Source organism: Nocardioides sp. NPDC059952 (genome assembly GCF_042730435.1).
In the GTDB taxonomy this organism is placed as follows: Bacteria; Actinomycetota; Actinomycetes; order Propionibacteriales; family Nocardioidaceae; genus Nocardioides.
This window is the reverse complement of record NZ_JBHWLY010000077.1, coordinates 12,630-29,031: the sequence shown is the minus strand read 5'-3', so window position 1 is coordinate 29,031 and position 16,402 is coordinate 12,630. Positions and strand designations below refer to the sequence as shown.

Sequence of the window (16,402 nt, the reverse complement as noted above, 5' to 3'; positions counted from 1 at the left end):
GACTCGGGCCGGGCGGCGGGCCGGCGGGCTTGGTCGGGGGCGGGGTTGTGGGGGGGGGGGGTGTCGGCCCACCCCCCCCCGCCGCGGCTGGAGAACCGGTTCGACCTGCTCCGCGGCGGTGACCGCAGCGCTCCCGACCGCCATCAGACCTTGATTGCGGTCATCGACTGGTCCTGGAACCTCCTCTCCGAGCGCGAGCGGCGGGCGATGCGCTGGCTCTCGGTCTTCCATGACGGGTTCACCCTCGCGGCGGCCGAGGCGATGCTCGGCGCGGAGACGTTCGCAGCGATCGAGGAGCTCGTCGACCAGTCGCTGCTGACGGTCGCCGAGGCACCGCTGGGCTTCCGCTACCGGATGCTCGAGACCGTCCGAGAGTTCGGCCGGATGCAGCTGATCGACGCCGGCGAGGACGCCGCGGCCCGGGCGGCGCAGCGTGCCTGGGCGCGGGACTACGCGGACGCGAGCGCGGGCCGGATCTACTCCCCGGACCAGTTCGACGCGATGGACGAGCTGCGCGCCGAGGAGAGCAACCTCGCCGACATCCTGCGCCAGGTCCTGGCCGACGACGAGCCCGAATCGGTGATCCGTCTCTTCTGCGCGATGGGTGTCTTCTGGACCATCGCGGGCGAGCACCAGCGGGTGATCATGCTGGCGAGCCCGGTCGCCGATCTGCTCGCCGAGTGGGAGCCGCCTCCCGAGCTGCTGGAGAAGACCCGGCTCGTCCTGACCCTGCTGCTCTTCGGTGCCGCCGTGACAGGAGGCTCCGGCCTCGAGCGGCTGATGACGATCCTGGACCGGATCGGCACCGAGGCCGCGGACCCGCAGCTCAGGGTGATGCTGAAGGTCATGCAGGCGATGGCGGGCAGCGTCACCGGAGCCGGGCGGCCGCTGCAGGACGAGCTGGCCGTCCTGGTCACCGACCCCGACCAGGACGTACGCGCTCGTGCCTACACCTTCCTCAGCCACGAACGGGAGAACCTCGGCGACCCCGAGGGTGCCGTAGCCGCGGGGAGGGAGGCGCTGCGCCTGACCGGCACCGACGGCGGCCTGTGGCCACAGGCGATGCTGCACGCCCAGCTCAGCGGCCTCTATGCCCAGCTCGGCCGTCTCGGCGAGGCCGCGGAGCACGCCCGTGAGGCCATCCCGGTCCTGCGCCGTCTCGGTGCCGACGACGACCTCGTCCAGACCCACGCCATCTTGGTGACGTACGCCGTGGAGCAGGGGCGTCTCGGGGAGGCCGCCGAGATCCTCGCCCAGCTCACCGACGAGCAGCCTCACGGCGGTTTCGGCTCCCGGGGCGCCGTCCACGGTGCCCGGGCTCAGCTCCTCCTCACCCAGGGGCGGGTCGGCGAGGGGCTGGCCCTGTTCCGCGAGGTGGTGGCGACGATGGGCGAGGTGCCCTTCCCGGGGTTCACCGACGACGCCGACCTGGTGCCCTGGCGGGTCGCGGCCGAGGCGGTCACCGTGGTCGCCTCCGCCCGGCACGGGGACGACGCGGAGGGCTCCGACCTCTTCGAGGCCCTGATGCTCAAGGCGCCGCGCCTGCTCTCCGAGGACCGCAGGGCCCAGGACTACCCCGTCACCGGGATGGTGCTGTTCGCGCTCGGGCTGTGCGGGCTTCTGCGGGACACGCTGCCCCGCGAGGAGTCGGTGCGCCTGGTGGTGCTGGCCGACCGGTTCGGCTACTCCCGCTCGTTCCTGGACATGCGCTGGGAGCTCGCGGTCGCCGACGCGAACCGGCTCGCGCCGGGCGTACTCGATCGGGTCTCGGAGGACTACGGCGAACGCCGCGGGCTCGCCCTGCTGGACGAGGCCCGCGGCGTCATCGCGCGCCTGCGCTGACTCAGAGGCTGACTCAGAGCTTCTTGCTGTAGCTCCACACCGAGAGCGGCGCGAAGATCGCGACGACCGCGGCGCAGCCGACGAGCGCCCACACGACGCTCATGGTGACGTCACCGGCGTTCATCAGGTCACGGGTGGCGTTGATGACCAACGTGACCGGGTTGACGTCGACGAAGTGCTGCAGCCAGTCCGGCATGGTCTCCTTCGGCACGAAGGCGGGGGAGAGGAAGGTCAGCGGGAACATGATCATCATGCCCAGGCCCTGCACGCCGCCCGCGGTCTTCAGGACCGTGCCGAGCCAGGTGAAGATCCAGCTCAGCGACCAGCCGGCGAAGATGGTCAGCGCCCAGCCGGCGAGCACGCCGCCGACGCCGCCACCGGGCCGGTAGCCCATCAGCAGGCCGACCACGATGGTCAGCGTCGCCGCGATCCCGTAGCGGAGCAGGTCGGCGACCGCCGGACCGGCCAGCGGCGCGATCCGGGCGATCGGGAGCGCCTTGAACCGGTCGAAGACGCCCTTGTCCATGTCCTCGCGCAGCTGGGTGCCGCGCGCCATCGAGGCGGTCAGCGCGGTCTGGGCCAGGATGCCGGTGATGATGGTCGGCAGGTACGACTTCACGTCACCGGAGATCGCGCCACCGAAGATGTAGGCGAACATCGCGGTGAACAGCAGCGGCTGGATCGTCACGTCGAAGAACTGCTCGGGGTTGCGCATCATCTTGATGTACGCCCGGCGGGCCATGGTCAGCGTCTGGCCGATCGTCTCGCCCACGCCTGGACGGGCCTTGAGCGGGCGGTCGGTGACGGCGTACGTGGAGATCAGTGCAGCCATCTCAGGCCACCTCCTCGGTGTGGATGTCGGAGTTGTCGGGTTCGACGGCGCCGTCGGGGTTCTCGGTGCCGTGACCGGTCAGGGCCAGGAAGACCTCGTCCAGCGTCGGCTGCTGGACGTTCGCGGTGGTGATCGAGATGCCCGCGTGGCGAAGACCGATGAGCACGTCGGCGGCCCGGTCGGCATCGGCCAGCGGTACGTTGACGCCGCCGGCCTCGGGAGTGAACACCGGACGGTCGCCGGTGACCTTCTCCACCACGGCAGCGGCGGTGGCGACCTGGGTCTTGTCGCTCAGGCGCAGGTGCAGCGTGGAGTTGCCGACCGAGGTCTTGAGCTGCTCCGAGGTGCCTTCGGCGACCTTGACGCCGCGGTCGATGACCGCGATCCGGTCGGCGAGCTGGTCGGCCTCGTCGAGGTACTGCGTGGTCAGCAGGACGGTCGAGCCGCCGGCCACCAGGGTCCGGATGGTGTCCCACATCTGGCCCCGGGTGCGCGGGTCCAGGCCGGTGGTCGGCTCGTCGAGGAAGATCAGCGGCGGGCGGGACAGGAGCGAGGCGGCTAGGTCGAGGCGGCGGCGCATGCCGCCGGAGAACTTCGAGATCTGCCGCTTGGCGGCCTCCTGGAGCCCGAAGGACTCCAGCAGCTCCTCGGCGGCGGCCCGGGAGGCCTTGCCGGACATGCCCAGCAGGCGGCCGAAGAGGACCAGGTTCTCGGTGGCGGTGAGGTTCTCGTCGACGGAGGCGTACTGCCCCGTGACGCCGACGAGCTGACGCACCTGGTGGGGGTGCGCCTTGACGTCGACCCCGAAGATCTCGGCCTTGCCGGCGTCGATCGGGAGCAGGGTCGCGAGCATCTTCAAGGTGGTGGTCTTGCCGGCACCGTTGGGGCCGAGCACGCCGAAGACCTCGCCGCGGCGGATCTCGAGGTCGATCCCGTCGACCGCGGTGAAGTCTCCGAAGGTCTTGACCAGACCTGAGGCCGATACGGCCAGTTCGGTGGTGGTTGTCATGCTCCCAGGGTGTGGGGCGCCGGTTTCAGGGCGCCTTCACCGTGGTTTCACGGCTCCTCGCGCGGTTTCAGAGGGCAGCTCGACGAGCAGAGTCGAGGCGGGCCAGGACGTCGTCGAGGTCCTCGCCGACCACCAGGGACTCGGCGGGGGAGCCGTGCAGGAACCCCGCCGTGGCGATGCGCTCCATCATCTCCACCAGCGGGTCCCAGAAGCCGTTGACGTTGAGCACGCCGACCGGTTTGCCGTGCAGCGAGAGCGTCTGCCAGGTCCAGACCTCGAAGAGCTCCTCGAGGGTGCCGATCCCGCCGGGGAGCGCGAGGAAGGCGTCGGCACGCTCGGCCATGATCGCCTTGCGCTCGTGCATCGTGTCGACCACGACCGTCTGCATCCCCGGCGCGCCTTCGATGCGACCCCACTCGCGGTCGACCATGAACCGTGGGATCACGCCGAAGACCTTGCCGTTGCCGTCGATCGCGCCCTGGGAGATCCGGCCCATCAGGCCTCCGCCGCCCGCTCCGTAGACCAGCTCGATCTCGCGCTCGGCGAGCCCCTTGCCGATCTCGTAGGCCTTCGCGGGGAGTGCCGGGTCGTTGCCGTCGCGAGAGCCGAGGAAGACCGCCAGGTGCTTGATCATGCGGCGAAGGTTAGTCGTCGGTGATCGGCTGGTTCGTCAACGCGCGGAAGCGCTCGTAGACGTCCTTGTCGCCGGTGACCTGGATGCCCTCGTCGTCGCGCCGGCGCCAGAGCCAGGCGTTCAGGTCGGCCGCGGTGCCCTCGATGACCACGTCGGGCTCGGTGCCGGCCGGGATCTCCTCGTGGGGGACGACGCTGAGGTCGGGCTCGTCCTCGAGGCGGTCTCCGTTGGGTCGGGTGCCGGAGACGAGGCCGAGCTGGACCCAGGTCTGGGTGTCGGTGTCGATGGCGTCGACGCGTACGTAGTGCTCGCCGCCCGCGAAGCTCGCCCACTCGGGCTTCCCGCCGTAGAAGACGTCGAGGAGCTCGTCGATCCCGTCCGCGGCGAGCGCGGGGTCCAGGGGAGTCAGGGCGCCGGCGGTGAGCTCGGCGTCGAGGCGGTGGATGAGGATCTCGTGGGCCTGTCGCCGGTAGGTGAACCCGGCGGTCTGGTCCTTCGACCAGGACCAGGTGGGCTCCTCGGGGCCGGTCTCCTCGAGGGTCTTGAGGAACCTGGCGTTGAGCTCGTCGAAGTGCGCGAGCAGGTCCTGGTAGGTCGCGTCCTTCGGGCGCTCCAGCTCGTCGTAGGTCTCCTCGGTCGGCGCGGCCGGTCGAGTCTCCAGGACGTACGTCCAGAAGTGCTGCACCTCGGCGGCGACGTGCCACAGCAGGTCGGCGGCGGTCCAGTCCGGAGCGGTCGGGACCGGGGCGGTCGGGTCGGTGTCTGCGAGCACGGCGCGGAAGCGGGCCGACTCCGACCGGATGTGGTCGAGGTAGGCGGTGGGGGTGAGGCGGGATGTCATGGGGCGAACACTAAGCGGCCGCGTCTCAATCTCCGAACGGGTTTTGCGACATAGATGCAGTGGGATGTATGTTCATGCACATGACGAAGAAGCGCGTCGCCGTCGCCGGTGCCAGTGGATATGCCGGAGGTGAGCTGCTCAGGCTGCTGCTGGCCCACCCCGAGGTGGAGATCGGCGCCCTGACCGCCGCCTCCAGCGCGGGCAAGACCCTGGGGAGCCTCCAGCCCCACCTGATCCCGCTCGCCGACCGCGTCCTGGAGCCCACCACCGCTGAGACCCTGGCCGGTCACGACGTCGTCTTCCTGGCGCTGCCGCACGGAGAGTCCGGGCCGATCGCGGCCGGCCTTCCCGACGACGTGGTCGTGATCGACTGCGGCGCCGACTACCGGCTCGCCGACGCCGAGACGTGGACGAAGTTCTACGGCACCGACCACGCCGGCACCTGGCCCTACGGGCTCCCTGAGCTCCCCGGACAGCGGGCCGCGCTCGCCTCGGCCAACCGGATCGCGGTGCCGGGCTGCTTCCCGACCGTCTCCACCCTGGCCCTCGCCCCGGCGGTCGAGGCCGGCATCGTCGAGCCCGAGGTCGTCGTGGTCGCCGCCACCGGCACCAGCGGCGCGGGGAAGTCGTCCAAGCCCCACCTGATCGGTGCCGAGGTCATGGGCAACGTCAGCGCCTACGGAGTCGGCGGCGCCCACCGGCACACCCCCGAGATCGTCCAGAACCTCTCTGCGCTGGTCGACGGCAATGTGTCGGTCTCGTTCACCCCGGTGCTGGTGCCGATGCCGCGCGGCATCCTGGCCACCTGCTCGGCCAAGATCGGCGACGGCGTGACGGCGGCCGATGCGCGGGCCGTCTACGAGAAGGCGTACGCGGAAGAGCCCTTCGTCCACCTGCTCCCCGAGGGTCAGTGGCCCCAGACGCAGTCGGTGCTCGGATCGAACGCCGTCCACCTGCAGGTCACCGTCGACGAGGCCGCCGGGCGGCTGGTCGTCGTCGGTGCCGTGGACAACCTCGCCAAGGGCACCGCCGGGGGAGCCATCCAGTGCATGAACCTCGCGCTCGGCCTCGAGGAGACCGCGGGCCTGACGACGGTGGGAGTCGCGCCGTGATCGACCTGGAGACCATCGCCCACGAGCCCGGTCGCCCCGACCCCGCAAAGGCGCGTACGCTCGCCGGCGCCCTGCCGTGGCTGAAGGAGTATCACGGCAAGATCGTCGTGGTGAAGTACGGCGGCAACGCCATGACCGACGACAAGCTCAAGCGTGCCTTCGCCGAGGACATCGCCTTCATGCGGTTCGCCGGCTTCAAGCCGGTGGTCGTGCACGGCGGCGGCCCCCAGATCTCGAGCATGCTCGACCGGCTCGGCATCGAGTCGGAGTTCCGCGGCGGGCTGAGGGTGACCACCCCCGAGGCCATGGACGTCGTGCGGATGGTCCTGGTCGGCCAGGTCCAGCGTGAGCTGGTCGGGCTGATCAACGAGCACGGTCCTCTCGCGGTCGGGCTCTCCGGCGAGGACGCCGGACTCTTCACCGCCGAGCCGGCCAGCACCGTCATCGACGGTGAGGAGGTCGACCTCGGCCAGGTCGGCGAGGTCGTCGACGTACGTCCCTCCTCGGTCCTCGACCTGATCGAAGCCGGCCGGATCCCGGTCGTCTCCAGCGTCGCCCCCGACGTCGACGGCACGATCTACAACGTCAACGCCGACCGAGCCGCCTCGGCCCTGGCGATCGCGCTGGCCGCCGAGAAGCTGCTGGTCCTGACCGACGTCGAGGGCCTCTACCTCGACTGGCCCGACCCCGAGGAGGTCATCGGCGAGATCAGCCCCGAGGCTCTCGAGGGTATCCTCCCCGACCTCGCCAGCGGGATGATCCCGAAGATGAGCGCCTGCCTCGAGGCGGTCAAGGGCGGCGTCAAGCGCGCCACCGTCGTCGACGGCCGCGCCGAGCACGCTGTGCTGCTGGAGCTGTTCACCGCCGAGGGAGTCGGCACCCAGGTGCTCCCCGGCGTCACCACCAAGACCCGCAAGGCAAGGGAGCTGGACCGATGAGCACCGCTGTGCCCACTTCTTGGGAGAAGCGCTACGCCGCCTCCCTGATGAACACCTTCGGCGCCCCCAAGCTGGTCCTCACCCGAGGCGAGGGCGCCCATGTGTGGGACGAGAACGGCAAGGAGTACGTCGACCTGCTGGCCGGCATCGCGGTCAACGCGCTCGGTCACGCCCACCCGGCGCTGGTCTCCGCGGTGACCTCCCAGATGTCCTCGCTCGGCCACGTCTCCAACTTCTTCACCTCCCAGCCCCAGGTCGAGCTGGCCGAGGCGCTGCTCGCCAGGGTCCCCGGCGGCGAGACCGGGAAGGTGTTCTTCACCAACTCCGGCACCGAGGCCAACGAGGCCGGCTTCAAGCTGACCCGGCGCACCGGGCGGACGCACATCGTGGCCGCTCACGGTGCCTTCCACGGCCGCTCGATGGGCGCCCTGGCGCTGACCGCCAAGGAGGCCTACCGGGCCCCGTTCGAGCCGCTGCCCGGCGAGGTCACCTTCGTCCCCTACGGCGACGCCTCCGCGCTGGCGGCGGCCGTCACCGACGAGACCGCGGCGATCATCCTCGAGCCGATCCAGGGCGAGGCCGGCGTCATCGTCCCGCCCGCCGACTACCTGGCGTCCGCGCGGGCCGTGGCCGACGAGCACGGCGCACTGCTCTGGCTCGACGAGGTCCAGTCCGGGCTGGGCCGCACCGGTCGCTGGTTCGCCCACGAGACCTCCGGCGTCTGCGCCGACATCGTCACCCTCGCCAAGGGCCTCGGTGGCGGCTTCCCGATCGGTGCCTGCATCGGCCTGGGCCGGGCCGCGACGCTCTTCGAGCCCGGCAACCACGGCACCACGTTCGGTGGCAACCCGGTCGCCTGCGCGGCTGGCCTCGCGGTGATCGAGACCATCGAGTCCGAGGGGCTCCTCGAGCACGTCACCGTGCTCGGCCAGAAGCTGCGCGACGGCCTCGCCGCCGACCCGCGGGTCGCGCGGGTCGACGGTGAGGGCCTCTTCATCGGCGTGGTGCTCGCCGGTCTCGACTCGGGCGCCGTCGCCGCGGCCGCGCTCGAGGCCGGATTCATCCTCAACAACGCCACGCCCGAGCGGATCCGGATCGTCCCGCCGCTGGTGCTCACCGAGGACGACGCCGAGAGCCTGCTGGCCGCCTGGCCTGACATCCTGAACAACGCGGAGGGCACGAAGTGACCAGACACTTCCTCCGCGACGACGACCTCACTCCGGCCGAGCAGGCCGAGGTGCTGGCACTCGCGGCGGCGATGAAGCAGGACCCCTACGCCGCCAAGCCGCTCGCCGGCCCGGTGACCGTGGCCACGATCTACGACAAGCCGACGCTGCGTACGCAGGCGTCGTTCTCCTCCGGGATCGCCGAGCTCGGCGGGCACTCGATGCTCGTCGACGGCCGTCTGGCCGGGATCGGCGAGCGGGAGTCGGTCGCCGACGTCGCCCGGGTGCTCGGCCGGCAGGCGGGCGAGATCGTGTGGCGTACGTTCGCGCAGAGCGACCTCGAGGAGATGGCCGCCCACTCCGGGGTTCCGGTCGTCAACGCCCTCACCGACGAGTTCCACCCCTGCCAGCTGCTCGCCGACCTGCAGACGCTGCAGGAGCACAAGGGGACGCTGGCAGGACTGACCGCGGCCTTCCTCGGCGACGCGGCCTGCAACATGGGCAACTCCTGGGCGCTGGCCGGGGCGATCGCCGGGATGCACGTCCGGTTCGGTGCGCCGGAGGGCTATGCGCCCGACGCGGAGGTGCTGGTCAGGGCCAAGGAGATCGCCGAGGAGACCGGCGGCTCGGTCACGGTGACGGCGGACCCGGTCGCGGCGGCAGCCGGCGCCGACGTACTCATCACCGACACCTGGGTCTCGATGGGCAAGGAGAGCGAGGCGGCCGCCCGGGCCGCGGTGTTCTCGCCCTACGCGCTCACCACCGAGCTGCTCGGCCACGCCGATGCCGACGCCGTCGTGCTGCACTGCCTGCCGGCCTACCGCGGCAAGGAGATCGAGGCCGAGGTGCTCGACGGTCCGCGGAGCCTGGTGTGGGACGAGGCGGAGAACCGGCGCCACGCCCAGAAGGCGATCCTGGCTTTCCTGTGGGAGCGACGATGACTACTAACGAGACCCAGCGGCCCGCGACCAAGGGTGCCCGCCAGTCCCTGATCGTGGACATCATCTGGGGCAAGGAGATCCGGTCCCAGACCGAGCTCTCCGAGGTGCTGTTCGCCCACGGGGTCAACGTCACCCAGGCGACGCTCTCGCGTGACCTGGACGAGCTCGACGCGGTGAAGGTGCGGGCACCTTCCGGTGCGCTCGTCTACGCGGTTCCGGGGGAGGGCGGGGACCGCACCGCAGTGGCCCCGGGGGAGTCGGCCAGCGGCCGGAGCAAGCTCGGCCGACTCGCCCGAGAGCTGTTGGTGAGCGCAGACGGGAGCGGGAACCTCGTGGTGCTGCGTACTCCTGCGGGGGGTGCCCAGTACTTCGCCTCCGCGATCGACAGAGCCGAGTATCCCGACATCCTCGGCACCATCGCCGGCGACGACACCGTGCTCGTCATCGGCCGCGAGCCCAAGGGCGGCGCTGCACTCGTCAACCGCTTCCTCAGCCTCGCCGGCAAGACCACAGACATCCAATAGTTTCAGAGCAAGGAGCAACATCTCGTGAGCAAGGTCCTGACCTCCCTTCCCAAGGGTGAGCGCGTCGGCATCGCCTTCTCCGGAGGCCTCGACACCTCCGTGGCGGTCGCCTGGATGCGCGACAAGGGCGCGGTGCCGTGCACCTACACCGCCGACATCGGGCAGTACGACGAGCCCGACATCTCCGGTGTTCCGGACCGCGCGATGGCGTACGGCGCGGAGATCGCCCGCGCCATCGACATCAAGCCGCAGCTCGTCGAGGAGGGTCTGGCCGCGCTCGCCTGCGGTGCCTTCCACATCCGCTCCGGTGGCCGTGCCTACTTCAACACGACGCCCTTGGGGCGTGCCGTCACCGGCACCATGCTGGTGCGCGCCATGCAGGCCGACGACGTCAACATCTGGGGTGACGGGTCGACCTTCAAGGGCAACGACATCGAGCGGTTCTACCGCTACGGCCTGATGGCCAACCCCGAGCTGCGCATCTACAAGCCGTGGCTCGACGCCGACTTCGTCCACGAGCTCGGTGGCCGCCACGAGATGTCGGAGTGGCTGGTCGCGCACGACCTTCCCTACCGCGACTCCACCGAGAAGGCCTACTCCACCGACGCCAACATCTGGGGCGCCACCCACGAGGCCAAGACGCTGGAGCACCTCGACGTCTCGCTGGAGATCGTCGAGCCGATCATGGGCGTGAAGTTCTGGGATCCGTCGGTCGCCATCGAGACCGAGGACGTCTCGGTCACCTTCGTCGAGGGCCGCCCGGTGGCGATCAACGGCAAGTCCTTCGCGTCCGCCGTGGAGCTCGTCTACGAGGCCAACGCGATCGGCGGCCGCCACGGTCTGGGCATGTCCGACCAGATCGAGAACCGGATCATCGAGGCCAAGTCCCGCGGCATCTACGAGGCGCCGGGCATGGCGCTGCTGTGGGCGGCCTACGAGCGGCTGCTCAACGCGGTGCACAACGAGGACACCATGTCCAACTACTACAACGAGGGCCGCAAGCTCGGCCGGCTGCTCTACGAGGGCCGCTGGCTCGACCCGCAGGCGCTGATGCTGCGTGAGTCGATCCAGCGCTGGATCGCCTCGCTGGTGTCGGGGACCGTCACGCTTCGGCTGCGCCGCGGCGAGGACTACACCGTCCTCAACACCGAGGGCTCGCACTTCTCCTACCACCCGGAGAAGCTGTCCATGGAGCGCGTCGAGAACGCCGCCTTCGGCCCCGTCGACCGCATCGGCCAGCTCACCATGCGCAACCTCGACATCGCCGACTCCCGCTCCAAGCTCGAGATCTACGCCGGGCACCCCCTGGACCAGGGAACGGTGCTCGTCGAGCACGGCACCCTCTTCGGCGAGCTGCCCGCCGGCGGCTTCGACCGCATCGCCGCCACCGACGGCAAGCCGCTCCCGGCCGCTCTTCCGGTCGAGGCGTCCGTCCTGGACGACACCGTCCTGGACGAGGCCGCGCTGGAGGCTGGGAACGACTGATGTCGAACACACCTGCCAACACCACCAACGAGGGCAAGCTCTGGGGCGGCCGGTTCGCCGGTGGTCCTTCACCGGAGCTCGAGGCGCTCTCGCGCTCGACGCAGTTCGACTGGCGGCTGGCGCTCTACGACATCGCCGGGTCCCACGCCCACGCCAAGGCGCTGGGGGCGGCCGGGCTGCTCACCGGTGACGAGGAGAACGAGATCCACCGGGGTCTGGACGTCCTCGCCGACCGGTTCACGGCCGGCCGGCTGCTTCCGGCTGCCTCCGACGAGGACGTACACGGTGCCCTGGAGCGACTGCTCATCGAGGAGATCGGTCCCGACGTCGGCGGCAAGCTGCGGGCCGGGCGCTCGCGCAACGACCAGATCGCGACCCTCTTCCGGAGCTATCTGCTCGACCACGAGCGGGTGCTGCGTGGGCTCGTGCTCGATCTCATCGACGCGCTCGCCGCGCAGGCCGACGAGAACATGGGCGCGATCATGCCGGGACGTACGCACCTCCAGCACGCCCAGCCGGTGTTGCTCTCCCACCACCTGATGGCGCACGCCTGGTCCCTGTTGCGCGACGTCGATCGGCTCGCCGACTGGCGGGCGCGGGTCGTGTGCGACTCGCCCTACGGGTCGGGGGCCCTCGCGGGGCAGTCGCTCGGTCTCGACCCCGAGCTGGTCGCCGCCGAGCTCGGCTTCACCGGGTCCAGCGCCAACTCGATCGACGGGACGGCCTCGCGTGACTTCGTCGCCGAGTTCGCCTACGTGTGCGCCCAGATCGGCGTCGACATCAGCCGGATCGCCGAGGAGATCATCCTGTGGGCGACCAAGGAGTTCGACTTCGTCACGCTGCACGACTCCTGGTCGACGGGATCGAGCATCATGCCGCAGAAGAAGAACCCCGACATCTCCGAGCTCGCCCGGGGCAAGGCCGGGCGTCTGGTCGGCAACCTGACCGGGTTGCTGACGACGCTGAAGGCGCTGCCGCTGGCCTACAACCGCGACCTGCAGGAGGACAAGGAGCCGGTCTTCGACTCCCTGGACACCCTCGAGGTGCTGCTCCCGGCCTTCACCGGCCAGGTCGCAACGCTGGTCTACAACACCGACCGGATGGCCGAGCTCGCCCCTCAGGGATTCTCGCTGGCCACCGACATCGCGGAGTGGCTGGTCCGGCAGGGCACCCCCTTCCGGATCGCGCACGAGCTCGCCGGCGCCTGCGTCCAGGCGGCGGAGAAGCGCGGCGTGGAGCTGGACGCGCTCACCGACGAGGAGTTCGCCACGATCTCGCCGGCGCTCACCCCTGACGTACGTCTGGTGCTGACCATCGAGGGCTCGGTCGCGTCCCGCGACGGCCGTGGTGGCACGGCGCCCGACCGGGTCGTCGAGCAGCTCGCCGAGCTCCGGGCCAAGGCGGCCGGGTTCCGTCCGTCGTAGTGCTCACGAGCCTGTTGGACCAGCGCCCCGAGGTGACCGCTCCGCGGCTCCTCGGGGCGACGGTGTCCTTCGACGGAGTGAAGGTGCGGCTCACCGAGGTGGAGGCGTACGCGGCTGACGACCCCGGCTCGCACGCCTTCCGGGGCGAGACGAACCGCAACCGGGTGATGTTCGGTCCGCCGGGGCGCCTCTACGTCTACTTCACCTACGGCATGCACCATTGCGCGAACCTCGTCTGCCACCCGGAGGGCGAGCCGGGGGGCATCCTGCTGCGTGCCGGCGAGGTGATCGAGGGGATCGAGATCGCCCGGGAGCGCCGTGGACCGGTACGCGACGTCGATCTCGCCCGGGGACCGGCGCGACTGTGCTCGGCGCTCGGGATCGACCTCACCATGAACGGGACCAGCGACTTCGAGCTGGATCTCGCGCCGGCCGAGACGTGGGCGGAGATCGAGGTGGCCGCCGGGCCACGGGTCGGGCTGCGTCTCGCCCCGGACCGACCCTGGCGGTTCTGGGTCTCCGGTGACCGGACGGTCTCGCCCTACCGGCCGGCGAAAGCCCGCTGAGAGCCGGCCGGACGGGCCGATGACCGTCCACAGGCCCGGTTCGGACCGGGGTTCTCCACAGGCCGCACAGACCCGGGCGGAACTGTCGGTGCCCCTGATCAGGATGGTGGTCGGAGGTGATCGAGATGACGGTCGCAAGGGTAGAGAAGGAGCCATCACCCGACGATGGCGAGCGGACAGGGCCGGCCGGCGGGCTGGCGACGGTCAACGAGGTGCGGTTGATCGGTCGGCTGTCGCTGGCCGCGGAGGAGAAGGACCTGCCGAGCGGAGATCAGCTGACCGCGTTCCGGGTGGTCGTGAACAGGCCACGCGACAAACGCCGGGGGAGCCGGGTGCAGATCGATGCGCTCGAGTGCCACACCTGGGTCGCCCGGGTTCGCCGAGCGGCGATGACCTGGCAGGTCGGAGACGTCATCGAGGTCAACGGCTCCCTCCGTCGCCGTTTCTTCAAGACCGGCGGCCGGCTGCAGTCGATGACAGAGGTGGAGGTGTCGTCGGCCAGACGGGTGAGCAGAGCGGCCGCCGCGACCAGGCAGGCAAGCTAGTGTCGCGACTTCTCCAGCCGCGCCGAGTCCAGGAGGCGGATGAGCACGCCAGGGTGCGGCTTGGGCTGGAAGGAGGTCGCCTTCTCGGGAAGCAGCTGCCCGATCGAGGCGGAGGAGAGGATGGTGTCGAAGGTCGGTGCCGCCAACAGCACGGCGACGTCGCGCCCCGGGCGGGCCCGCTTCAGCGCGGCGTCGACCTGGTGGGCGTGCAGCACCCGCGACGGCTGCCTGCGCAGCTCCGGGAGGACGCGGTCGTGCAGATAGCCGACATCGCCGGTGATCGGACTCGTGGCGGTGTCCACGTCGAGAGTGGCCCAGCCACGGCCGTCGCTGAGCACGATGACACCGGGTCCGAGCCTGCTCAGAGCGGCGTCGCGGCCGCCGGCGGTCCACCCGGCTCCGACGGACTCGGCCGCGGCCCGTAGGTCGCGCAGGTTCACCCCGGCCAGCACCCGATGGATCGCTCCGAGCTGCAACGGCGTGTCGTCCTGGTCGATGAGCATCGCCAGACCGAAGTCGGTCGCAGCGCCGTCGCCGGGCTCGGCGAGGCCCTGGAGCTCGGCGTAGGCAGCGTAGCGGTGGTGCCCGTCGGCGATCAGAGCCTGCTGGCTCGCCCAGGCGGTGCGCAGCTGACCGATCAGCGCCTCGTCGGTGATCGCCCAGACGCGATGGTGCTGGCCGCCGTGATCGTCGTACTGCTCCTCGGGAGTGCCGCTCTGCACCTGGTCGAGCAGGGCCGCGACTCCATCGGGCGCGTGGTAGGTGAGCAGGATCGGCGCTGGGTGCACCCGCATCTGCCGCATCCGGGAGGCGAGCTGCTCGGCCTGGGCGGTGTGTACGCCCTCGTGGGGGATGACCGCGGCCTGACCGGGGTCATCGGTGCGGTGCGAGACGTCGAGGATCCCGACGACGCCACGCACGGTGATCCCGGCCGCGGTGTACTCGTGGAGGTAGAGCGCGAGGTCTCGGTGCTGGCGCAGATCGCCACGTGCCAGCCACGAGCTGATCCGGGAGGCGACCCCCCGATAGGGACGTGAGTAGAGCCGCGCGGAGGTCGGGTCCCCGATCCGCGAAGGCGCCAACGAGAGCGCTCGAAATGGCTCCAGACGCAGCGGACGCCCGAGGTACGGCGCCCTGACCACACCCGTATCGTCCATCCGGACATCGTAGGGTCACACTGGTGCCATTCGCCGAACCCCCGACTCAGAGAAGGAACTTCGCGCGTTGACCAGCCATCAGTTGAAGGGCTCAGCCCAGGTGCTCGCCGCCGCCCATGACGTCGCGATGCTCGACCTCGACGGTGTGGTCTACATCGGCGGCTCAGCGGTCCGGCGCGCCCCCGAGTCGCTCGCCGCCGCCCGCGAGGCCGGGCTCAGGCTGGCGTTCATCACCAACAATGCCGCCCGGCCTCCGGCCAAGGTCGCCGACAACATCCGCAACCTCGGGATCGAGGCGACCGCCGAGGACGTGGTCACCTCGGCGCAGGCGGCCGCGCGTGTCCTGGCTGAGCGGCTCGCCCCGGGGGCGAAGGTCGTCAACCTGGGTGCCGCCGGCCTGCGCGAGCCGCTCGAAGACGCCGGCCTGGTGCCGGTGGCCGTCGACGAGGACGCCGAGGCGATCGTCACCGGCTACAACCCCGAGCTGCTGTGGAAGGACATCCTGCGCGCGGCCGTGCGGATCAAGGACGGGCTCTTCTGGGTCGCCAGCAACACCGACATGACCTTCCCGGCGGCCTACGGGATCGCGCCCGGCCACGGCGTCCTGGTCGACACCCTGCGCCGCTTCTCGGGCGTCGAGCCGGTCGTGGCGGGCAAGCCGTCGCGACCGCTGCTGGACGAGACCATCCGGCGCACCGGGGCCGATCACCCGCTGATGGTCGGCGACCGGCTCGACACCGACATCGAGGGCGGTCGCAACGCCGGCATCGACACGCTGCTGGTGCTCACCGGGGTCACCGGGCTCGAGGATCTAGTCGCGGCCGAGCCGCAGCGGCGGCCGTCCTACATCTCCGCCGACCTGGGCGGCTTGTTGGAGGCCCACTCGGCGCCGGAGACCGACGGCACGGCCGCGCGGCTCGGCGGCTGGACGGCAGAGGTACGCGACGGTGAGCTGCGGGTCACCGGCGAAGGGAGCGCCGACGACTGGTGGCGGGTGGCCGCGGCCGGCGCCTGGGCTCACCTGGACGCCACCGGATCGGTGGCCACGATCGGCGCACAGGCCGTGCCGCCTCGCCCGGATGCCGGCGACGGGACGGTAGTCTCAGCCACATGAGCGAGCAGTACTTCGACGAGACTCCGGCCGAGGTCCCGACCACGCCGAGTGGCGCCGGCCCGGCGCCGCACACGGGTGTCGCCCGCGTCGACGCGGTGCTCGAGACGCTCGACCGGCTCGACGAGCTGCCGTTGAGCGAGCACGTCGGCGTCTTCGAGGCCGCTCACACCGAGTTGCGCCGCGCCCTGGATCCCGACACCGGGGCCCACGACGCGATGGCCCGGATCGCTGCGGCCTCCGGCGAGCCCCAGCCGACCGACCAGCCCTGAGAG

The 16,402-nt window shown here is 70.8% G+C and carries 17 protein-coding genes; 12 read left to right on the top strand and 5 right to left on the bottom strand.

Annotated elements, in window-relative coordinates:
• The first annotated feature begins 60 nt into the window (after positions 1-60).
• Positions 61-1,842 carry an ATP-binding protein gene (locus ACFV9G_RS25160; RefSeq protein ID WP_378731153.1) on the top strand — a complete coding sequence of 594 codons (1,782 nt, stop codon included), beginning with the start codon at positions 61-63 and terminating at the stop codon, positions 1,840-1,842.
• A gap of 13 nt (positions 1,843-1,855) precedes the next feature.
• Here ACFV9G_RS25160 and ACFV9G_RS25155 read toward each other — a convergent pair whose 3' ends face one another.
• The 4 genes from ACFV9G_RS25155 to ACFV9G_RS25140 all read right to left on the bottom strand — a co-directional run bounded on the left by ACFV9G_RS25155 (position 1,856) and on the right by ACFV9G_RS25140 (position 5,158).
• Entirely contained in the window at positions 1,856-2,674 is an 819-nt protein-coding gene (locus ACFV9G_RS25155; RefSeq protein ID WP_378731151.1) for an ABC transporter permease, read from the bottom strand.
• A 1-nt stretch (position 2,675) separates the two neighbouring features.
• Positions 2,676-3,683, bottom strand: coding sequence for an ATP-binding cassette domain-containing protein (locus tag ACFV9G_RS25150; protein WP_378731149.1), 1,008 nt, complete (start codon positions 3,681-3,683; stop codon positions 2,676-2,678).
• A 67-nt stretch (positions 3,684-3,750) separates the two neighbouring features.
• Complete coding sequence (locus tag ACFV9G_RS25145; protein WP_378731147.1) at positions 3,751-4,317, bottom strand: TIGR00730 family Rossman fold protein; 567 nt, start codon at positions 4,315-4,317, stop codon at positions 3,751-3,753.
• Positions 4,318-4,327: 10 nt separating this feature from the next.
• The gene (locus ACFV9G_RS25140; RefSeq protein ID WP_378731145.1) at positions 4,328-5,158 is read right to left on the bottom strand and encodes a maleylpyruvate isomerase family mycothiol-dependent enzyme; all 831 of its coding nucleotides are present in this window, start codon (positions 5,156-5,158) and stop codon (positions 4,328-4,330) included.
• 74 nt (positions 5,159-5,232) lie between these two features.
• On the opposite strand from ACFV9G_RS25140, the gene argC reads away from it, so the two are divergent.
• The 9 genes from argC (at position 5,233) to ACFV9G_RS25095 (ending at position 13,859) form a co-directional block, all read left to right on the top strand.
• Positions 5,233-6,270 carry an N-acetyl-gamma-glutamyl-phosphate reductase gene (gene argC, locus ACFV9G_RS25135; protein WP_378731143.1) on the top strand — a complete coding sequence of 346 codons (1,038 nt, stop codon included), beginning with the start codon at positions 5,233-5,235 and terminating at the stop codon, positions 6,268-6,270.
• Positions 6,267-7,208 carry an acetylglutamate kinase gene (gene argB / locus ACFV9G_RS25130; RefSeq protein ID WP_378731141.1) on the top strand — a complete coding sequence of 314 codons (942 nt, stop codon included), beginning with the start codon at positions 6,267-6,269 and terminating at the stop codon, positions 7,206-7,208. The genes argC and argB overlap by 4 nt, the downstream gene beginning before the upstream one ends.
• A complete protein-coding gene (locus ACFV9G_RS25125; protein WP_378731139.1) occupies positions 7,205-8,395 on the top strand; it encodes an acetylornithine transaminase in 1,191 nt (396 codons plus the stop codon). The genes argB and ACFV9G_RS25125 overlap by 4 nt, the downstream gene beginning before the upstream one ends.
• On the top strand, positions 8,392-9,315 hold the full coding sequence (argF, locus tag ACFV9G_RS25120; protein WP_378731137.1) for an ornithine carbamoyltransferase: 924 nt from the start codon (positions 8,392-8,394) through the stop codon (positions 9,313-9,315). The genes ACFV9G_RS25125 and argF overlap by 4 nt, the downstream gene beginning before the upstream one ends.
• Positions 9,312-9,839 carry an arginine repressor gene (locus tag ACFV9G_RS25115; RefSeq protein WP_378731135.1) on the top strand — a complete coding sequence of 176 codons (528 nt, stop codon included), beginning with the start codon at positions 9,312-9,314 and terminating at the stop codon, positions 9,837-9,839. The genes argF and ACFV9G_RS25115 overlap by 4 nt, the downstream gene beginning before the upstream one ends.
• 24 nt (positions 9,840-9,863) lie before the next feature.
• Complete coding sequence (argG, locus tag ACFV9G_RS25110; RefSeq protein ID WP_378731133.1) at positions 9,864-11,324, top strand: argininosuccinate synthase; 1,461 nt, start codon at positions 9,864-9,866, stop codon at positions 11,322-11,324.
• Entirely contained in the window at positions 11,324-12,748 is a 1,425-nt protein-coding gene (argH, locus tag ACFV9G_RS25105; RefSeq protein ID WP_378731131.1) for an argininosuccinate lyase, read from the top strand. Before argG ends, argH begins: the two co-directional genes overlap by 1 nt.
• Positions 12,748-13,314 carry a DNA-3-methyladenine glycosylase gene (locus tag ACFV9G_RS25100; protein WP_378731129.1) on the top strand — a complete coding sequence of 189 codons (567 nt, stop codon included), beginning with the start codon at positions 12,748-12,750 and terminating at the stop codon, positions 13,312-13,314. The genes argH and ACFV9G_RS25100 overlap by 1 nt, the downstream gene beginning before the upstream one ends.
• A gap of 125 nt (positions 13,315-13,439) precedes the next feature.
• Positions 13,440-13,859, top strand: coding sequence for a single-stranded DNA-binding protein (locus ACFV9G_RS25095; RefSeq protein WP_378731127.1), 420 nt, complete (start codon positions 13,440-13,442; stop codon positions 13,857-13,859).
• Here ACFV9G_RS25095 and ACFV9G_RS25090 read toward each other — a convergent pair.
• Positions 13,856-15,016: a DUF1015 family protein gene (locus ACFV9G_RS25090; protein WP_378731125.1), complete on the bottom strand. Its 1,161-nt coding sequence runs from the start codon at positions 15,014-15,016 to the stop codon at positions 13,856-13,858. The genes ACFV9G_RS25095 and ACFV9G_RS25090 overlap by 4 nt on opposite strands.
• A 67-nt stretch (positions 15,017-15,083) precedes the next feature.
• On the opposite strand from ACFV9G_RS25090, the gene ACFV9G_RS25085 reads away from it, so the two are divergent.
• Both ACFV9G_RS25085 and ACFV9G_RS25080 read left to right on the top strand, forming a co-directional pair.
• Entirely contained in the window at positions 15,084-16,130 is a 1,047-nt protein-coding gene (locus ACFV9G_RS25085; RefSeq protein WP_378731122.1) for an HAD-IIA family hydrolase, read from the top strand.
• Positions 16,127-16,399 (top strand): hypothetical protein, encoded by a 273-nt coding sequence (locus ACFV9G_RS25080; protein ID WP_378731120.1) that lies wholly within the window; start codon positions 16,127-16,129, stop codon positions 16,397-16,399. The genes ACFV9G_RS25085 and ACFV9G_RS25080 overlap by 4 nt, the downstream gene beginning before the upstream one ends.
• Positions 16,400-16,402 lie beyond the last annotated feature (3 nt).